This is a genomic window from Limnofasciculus baicalensis BBK-W-15 (genome assembly GCF_024178385.1).
In the GTDB taxonomy this organism is placed as follows: Bacteria; Cyanobacteriota; Cyanobacteriia; order Cyanobacteriales; family Coleofasciculaceae; genus Limnofasciculus; species Limnofasciculus baicalensis.
Genome location: NZ_JAMZMM010000051.1, coordinates 1 through 6,924, shown reverse-complemented (window position 1 = coordinate 6,924; position 6,924 = coordinate 1). Strand labels below are relative to the sequence as shown.

Sequence of the window (6,924 nt, the reverse complement as noted above, 5' to 3'; positions counted from 1 at the left end):
AATGGACATGTAGCTAATGGACATGTAGCTAATGGACATGTAGCTAATGGACATGCCAATGGACATGTGGGAAACGGGAATGGGAGGGGTGTACCTTACCTGCCGCTAATCCACCCAAGTCAACAGCCGCAACCGGAAGCAGATGAGTTGAGTCTGCGACAGATATTGACGGCAATCCGACGACGTGGGTTAGTTATTGCGGGGATTGCGATCGCAGTATCCTCTGGGGTATATTTTTGGACTGAGCGTCAGACACCGAAATTTGAAAGTAATTTCAAATTAGTGGTTGAATCATTTACCGAGGAAGGTAATTTAGACAAACTAAGTCAAATACCTGGTGCTAAAGATATCCAAAATTCCAGTCTAGATTATGAAACCCAAATTCAGGTTTTGCGCTCTCCCAATTTAATGACTCCTATAGTTAAGGAAATCAACAAATATTATGCAGATGTCACATACGAATCCTTGATAGCCAGTAATAAACTGACAGTTAGTAGACTCGGAACAACTAAAATAATAGAAGGTCGTTACAGAGATACAGATCCGAAAAAAGTACGGCGGATTTTGCATGAAGTGGCGCGAGGATATCTCCGCTACTCCCTAACAGAAAGGCAAATGAACCTAAAACAGGGAATTGGATTTGTGCAAGGCCAACTCCCACTCCTGCGCCAAAGGGTTGATAAACTTCAAGGACAACTCCAATCATTTCGCCAACAAAACGATCTTCTCGATCCAGAAGTTCAAGCTCAACAACTCTCAAATAGAGTCAGCACCATCTCTCAACAAGCATTAGAAACACAAGTTCAGTTACAAGAAACTCGCACCCTTTATACAGCCTTAACAAAACAGTTGGAATTAACGCCGCAAGAAGCGGTAGCAACAGTAACCATTGCCGAAGCCCCACGTTACCAAGAATTGTTGAATAAACTGGCAGAAATTGAAGCAGAAATAGCGAAAAGATCGGCAACATTTACAGACGAAGATATCACACTACAAAGATTACGAGAAGAACAGGAAAATTTATTACCACTTATTGAAGCTGAAGCTCGAAAAGTACTGGGGAAAAATTTGCCAGAAGCGGGAGTGGAGACAGATTCGCCAAGTTCAATTCGCACTAGCCTAACCCAAAAACTGGTGGAGGCAAGCAACCAAATGCAAGTCTTGCAAGTGCGACAGCGAGCAATCGGCCAAGCCCAACAAGTGATAAATCTGCAAGTAAAGCAGATGCCAGTAATTGCGCGTCGCTACACTGATTTTCAGCGAGAATTACAGGTAGCAACTGAGAGCTTAAATCGTTTTTTGGCTGTTCAAGAATCCCTAGAAATTGAAATTGCCCAAAAGTCACTGCCTTGGCAGATTATATTAAAACCTGAAGAGCCAAAAGAGTCAGTGTGGCCGAATAAACAGCGTAATATTACCTTGGGTGCGATCGCTGGGTTATTATTGGGAATTGGAGTGGCTTTACTAATCGAACGACTCGACAATCGATTCCACTCTCCCGATGAACTAAAAGAACTTACTAAATTACCACTTCTGGGCGTAATTCCCTACCAAAAAAATCTGAAAAAGCTGATGGTGGCGACGCAACAAGTCGAGATGATGTCAATGGAAACCATTGAAAAAGATGACAGCAATCTTCCTCGTCCAAAATGGTATACTTCATCTCCATTTTTAGAATCATTTCGTTCACTACATACCAATATTCGCTTTCTCGGTACTGATACGCCAATCCACTCTATTGTAGTTAGCTCTGCAACATCAGGAGATGGCAAATCTACTACCTCCCTCCACTTAGCCCAAGCTGCTGCTGCCATGGGAAGACAAGTTTTGTTAGTAGATGCTGATTTGCGTCGTCCCCAGGTACACATCAATTTGGGATTGGAAAATGAGGTAGGTTTGAGTAATTTAATTGCGACTAAGCTTACTCCCAAAGAAGCGGTTCAACGATTACCCTCCTGGAATCATCTCTATGTCTTAACAGCAGGGCAATTACCCCCCGATCCCACCCGCTTGCTAAGTTCGACTAAAATGAAACATTTAATGCAGCAATTACATGCGGTATTTGACCTGGTAATTTATGATACACCACCTTTGCTGGGACTTGCAGATGGTCGTATTTTAGCTGCTCATACTGATGGTGTTATCCTTGTTGCTGGATTAGAAAAAACAGATCGTTCCGCCTTACTGCAAACTTTGGATAGTATCAAAATTTCTAGTGCTACGGTGCTGGGGGTAATTGCTAATGGGGTGAAAAATCACACGGCGAGTTCATACTATTATTACCACAATCATTATGGTAATGGGAGTGAGTCAGAGATTCTTAAGGCGAAAAAGTTATTGCTTCAAAGGATGAATGCGAATACTTCCGCTCAGGATAATACTGATAATTCAGATAATTTTTGATTTTTGGTTGTTGGTTATTTGTTTTTTGGAGAAGAAGTGTCGCGGTTTTTGGTTGGAGGAAAGAGAGTTTTTTAACGCAAAGGTACGCAAAGGTAGGCGCATAGACGCGCAGGGGCTTCTCGTAGAGTAGGTACGCAAAGTAAATACAGCGACAACCAATAACCAATAACCAATAACCAATAACAAACAACCACCTACTAAACCTGATAGTAAGAGCGATACCAGTTAACAAACCTTTCCACACCAACTTCAATGGGCGTATTTGGTTTGAAGCCAACATCCCGGATCAAATCGTCAACATCTGCGTAGGTAATTGGTACATCTCCTGGCTGCATGGGCAACATATTTTTAATGGCTTTCTTACCTAGACAAGTCTCGATAATTTCAATCAATTGTAAGAGTTGGATAGGCTGATTGTTGCCAATGTTGTATAATTTATAGGGAACTAAACTGGATTCTTCTAATTTAGTAGATTCTCCATTTTCAGGTTGAGGAATGGAATCCATCGCCCTGACTACTCCCTCAACTACATCGTCAATATATGTGAAATCCCTTTGCATGTTGCCGGAATTAAATACATTAATTGGTTTCTCCTCCAGGATGGCTTTGGTAAATAAAAATAGTGCCATATCTGGCCGCCCCCAAGGACCGTATACTGTAAAAAAGCGTAAGCCTGTCATGGGAATGTGGTATAGGTGGCTGTAGGCATGAGCCATTAATTCATTGGCTTTCTTGGTGGCAGCGTACAGACTTATGGGACAATCGACATTATCTTGTACGGAAAATGGTACTTTTTTATTAACTCCGTATACTGAACTAGAGGAGGCAAAGACAAGATGCTTAATATGAGAATGGCGGCAACCTTCAAGGATATTTGTGAAACCAACTAGATTACTATCGACATAGGCATGGGGATTTTCCAGAGAGTAGCGCACACCTGCTTGGGCGGCTAGATTGACAACGAGAGCCAAACTTTCTTTGGCGAATAAGTCTGCCATTCCTTCCCGGTTAGCTAAGTCAAGCTTGTAAAAACTAAATCCTGCTTGCTTCTGTAGTTGCGCGAGTCTGTCTTGTTTGAGGGAAACATCGTAGTAGGGATTCAGATTATCGATTCCGACAACAGTATCACCTCTTTCAAGTAACCTTTGGCTGAGGTGAAAACCAATAAAACCCGCCGCGCCTGTGACTAAAACTTTGCTCACACTTTTTCCTCTTAACTTTATTAACCGATTGGAGTCTGTTTGTCAACTATCATAAATTACCCCAAAAAACCCGGTTTATCTGGATTAGAGTACAAAAAACTGTCGTTATTGACACGAAAGAAACCGGGTTAATTTCAGCTTAGTTTTTCTTTACAAACAGCCTCTCAGGGTTTCCCCATCATCCACAGGAACTACTTTAGCAATTTTTAGCCTTAGTGGGGAGTGGGGGGTGGGGGGTGGTGAGTGAGAATATATTTTCTTAAATGCTTAAGGGGTTACAATCTCAGAAGATTACTATTTTTGTGCTAGATGATAAAAAGATCTCATTATTTAATTTGGTGTCGCAGTCTTATTGTAATTATATTAATTCTGGGAGTATTTTTCAGATTCGTTAACCTGGAGCGAAAACCATACTGGCATGATGAAGTATTTACTTCTTTCTGGTTAGCTGGCTACACATCGGTAGAGGTGGAAGCAAGCTTGGCTAACGGTGCAGTTATTTCTGTTGCGGATTTGCAAAGGTATCAGCATCTGGATTCTCAGCGGGGTTTAGTGGATACGGTGAAAGCTATTGCTACAGAAGATCAGCAACATCCACCTTTATATTACGCGATCGCGCGACTTTGGGTAGGGTGGCATGGTCTTAATCCGCTACAAGTCAGACTTTTCTCAGCTTTAATTAGTTTACTCGTATTTCCTCCTGTCTATTGGTTATGTCTAGAATTATTTAATTCTGCTCAAGTGGGATGGATGGCAATTATTCTGTTGGCTGTATCTCCTTTCCATATTCTCTATGCTCAGGAAGCAAGGCAATATAGTTTGTGGACTGTTACTATTTTACTGGCAAGTACTGCTCTTTTGCGAGCTATGCGACTAAAAACCAAGTTGGCTTGGCTTACTTACGCGGCTGGAGTTTCGCTACTTCTCTATTCTCATTTGCTATCTTTTCTTATAGTAATTAGTCATAGTATTTACGTGGCTGTTATCAATAGATGGAGAATGAGTAAAGATGCGATAGCATTTTTTATGGCTTTGAGCTTAGGTATTCTCACGTTTGCCCCTTGGCTGGTACTTATTGATAAAATCAAAGCTTCAAGTTGGACGGGTGAGACTATTTCTTTTTTTACTTTGTTTCAACGGTGGATTTTTAATATTAACATGGTTTTCTTCGATCCACAAGTTAATTATAAAGAACAACTGTTTAGAATTAGAAGTAATATCGATCCTGTGGGGCTGGTTAGTTTAGGGCATCCTTTTTCCTTTGTAGTTATTCCTATTTTTATTTTAGTATGTTATAGCATTTATTTCTTGATTCGGCATACTTCAAGACAAGTATGGTTATTTGTAATAGCTTTAATAGGCTCTACCGGATTACTACTAGGAGTACCAGATTTAATTGTGGGAGGACAAAGATCTACCATAGCACGATTTCAAATTCCCTGTTTATTGGGGATTCATTTAGCAGTTGCTTACTTGTTAACGATAAAAGTTAGAGAAGAATTACGCGGTGTTACTACAGAAACCGGATTTATGGGAAAAAAATCTGGTTTCTACTATATTAGAGGTAAACTGTGGCAGATAGGCGCGATCGCAATAATTTCTTTGGGTATTTTATCCTGTACTATTAGTTCTCAATCTGAGACATGGTGGAATAAGTACACTAACTATTACGATTCTCAAGTAGCTGAAATTATTAATCAATCACCTTCTCCCCTATTAATTAGTAATAGTACCACAAGAACTACAGCTTTGAGTTATCTCCTCAATCCTCAGATAAAATTACTTTTGGTGAGAGGAGAAAACCCAGCACCGATTGATATTCCCAATAATTTTAGCAATGTTTTTCTGTACCAACCATCCAGTGAATTTTTATCCCAATTTGAGCAAAATATAAAATACAAAGTAGCAGGAGAGATAGAAGCTGGAAAACTTTGGCGAATTATTAAGAGGTAGGGGCATGGCTGGAATAGTTTTGAGTTTTGAATTCTTAATTTTGAATTAAAACTCAAAACTCAAAACTCAAAACTCAAAACTCTTTTACCCAATTCCTCACTAACCTACACACTTAGTTGTGCGCAATTCCATTGCATCAGAAATGAAACAAGTTCCCCCAAACTTATTCAAAATTGGGCGCATAACTTCTAATACTGTGTTAATTTTATCAGGAGGAAAGAAAGCGATAACATAAATATTATCCAGCATTGTCATTGCCAAATCATCTGTTATTGTTCCTCGCGTACTTTTTCCTGCCACATCACGAATTACAGTATGCCCCGGTACACCAGCACGCTCTAAACCTTGTAAAATCTTGCCCAATTCCACGTAATTGGCAATAATTTCGATTCGTTTGACTGACTGCATAATTTTATCTCCAAAACAGATTAATTCCATATAGATATAGAGGAATTCCCACCACAATATTGAAGGGAAAAGTCACTCCTAAAGCCGTCGAAATATACAGACTGGGATTAGCTTCGGGCACTGTTAATCGCATGGCAGCAGGAACCGCAATATAAGACGCGCTGGCACATAGCACAGAAAACAAAAGCGTATCCCCCCGAGGCATCCCGATAACTTTCGCAATCAATAATCCCAGGATGGCATTGACGATAGGAATCAGTATGGCAAAAGAAATGAGAAAAGCCCCTGCTTTTTGTAAATCTTTTATTCTTTTAGCCGCCAGGAGTCCCATTTCCAGCAGGAAGAAGGTTAGGATACCATAAAACATATCCTCAGTAAATGGTTTCAAAACTTCCCCACCATGTTCCCCTGTTAGAATACCCATGATTAGGCTACCTACTAACAGAAATACTGAACTATTTAAGAATGCTTCTTTTAAAACATCAGCCCAAATAAATTCAGGTTTTTCTGGATTAGCCCCAAATAGATTAACCAGGATTAAACCGACAATAATTGCTGGTGATTCCATCAGGGCAAGGGCGGCTACCATGTATCCATCAAAATCAATCTCTAGGGTAGTTAGAAAGGAGGTGGCGGTGATAAAAGTCCCGGCGCTAATAGCTCCATAAGTCGCGGCAATCGCGGCGGCATTATAGGCATCAAATTTTATCTTGAGAATAAAAAAGCTATAAATTGGGACAATTGCCGACATTAAAATAGCTGCCAAAATTGTGAGAATTACATCTTGACTTATACCACTTTTGACTAATTCAACACCTCCCTTAAACCCGATTGCAAATAGCAGGTATAGGGAAAACAGCTTGGGCAAGGGAGGGGGAATTTCTAAGTCAGATTTGACTAAAACCGCCACTATCCCCATAAAAAACGCCAGCACAGGTGGATTTAAGATGTTCGATAC

The 6,924-nt window shown here is 40.3% G+C and carries 5 protein-coding genes; 2 read left to right on the top strand and 3 right to left on the bottom strand.

Annotation, left to right across the window (positions count from 1 at the left end):
- Positions 1–2,403, top strand: a 2,403-nt coding sequence (locus tag NJ959_RS07650; RefSeq protein ID WP_256528917.1) for a GumC family protein, incomplete at its 5' end; no start/stop codon positions are given.
- Positions 2,404–2,600: 197 nt separating this feature from the next.
- On the opposite strand, the gene NJ959_RS07645 is transcribed toward NJ959_RS07650, so the two are convergent.
- Positions 2,601–3,605, bottom strand: a complete 1,005-nt coding sequence (locus NJ959_RS07645; protein ID WP_254011162.1) for an NAD-dependent epimerase — start codon at positions 3,603–3,605, stop codon at positions 2,601–2,603.
- 309 nt (positions 3,606–3,914) lie between these two features.
- On the opposite strand from NJ959_RS07645, the gene NJ959_RS07640 reads away from it, so the two are divergent.
- Positions 3,915–5,558, top strand: a complete 1,644-nt coding sequence (locus NJ959_RS07640; RefSeq protein WP_254011161.1) for a glycosyltransferase family 39 protein — start codon at positions 3,915–3,917, stop codon at positions 5,556–5,558.
- A 99-nt stretch (positions 5,559–5,657) separates the two neighbouring features.
- Here NJ959_RS07640 and NJ959_RS07635 read toward each other — a convergent pair whose 3' ends face one another.
- A complete protein-coding gene (locus NJ959_RS07635) occupies positions 5,658–5,966 on the bottom strand; it encodes a P-II family nitrogen regulator (protein ID WP_254011160.1) in 309 nt (102 codons plus the stop codon).
- 4 nt (positions 5,967–5,970) lie between these two features.
- Positions 5,971–6,924 (bottom strand): sodium-dependent bicarbonate transport family permease (locus tag NJ959_RS07630; RefSeq protein ID WP_254011159.1); only part of this gene is annotated, 954 nt, incomplete at its 5' end.

Coding starts and splice junctions, on each gene's coding strand:
- NJ959_RS07640 (WP_254011161.1), top strand. CDS start 3,915: ATGATAAAAAGATCTCATTATTTAATTTGGTGTCGCAGTCTTATTGTA.
- NJ959_RS07635 (WP_254011160.1), bottom strand. CDS start 5,966: ATGCAGTCAGTCAAACGAATCGAAATTATTGCCAATTACGTGGAATTG.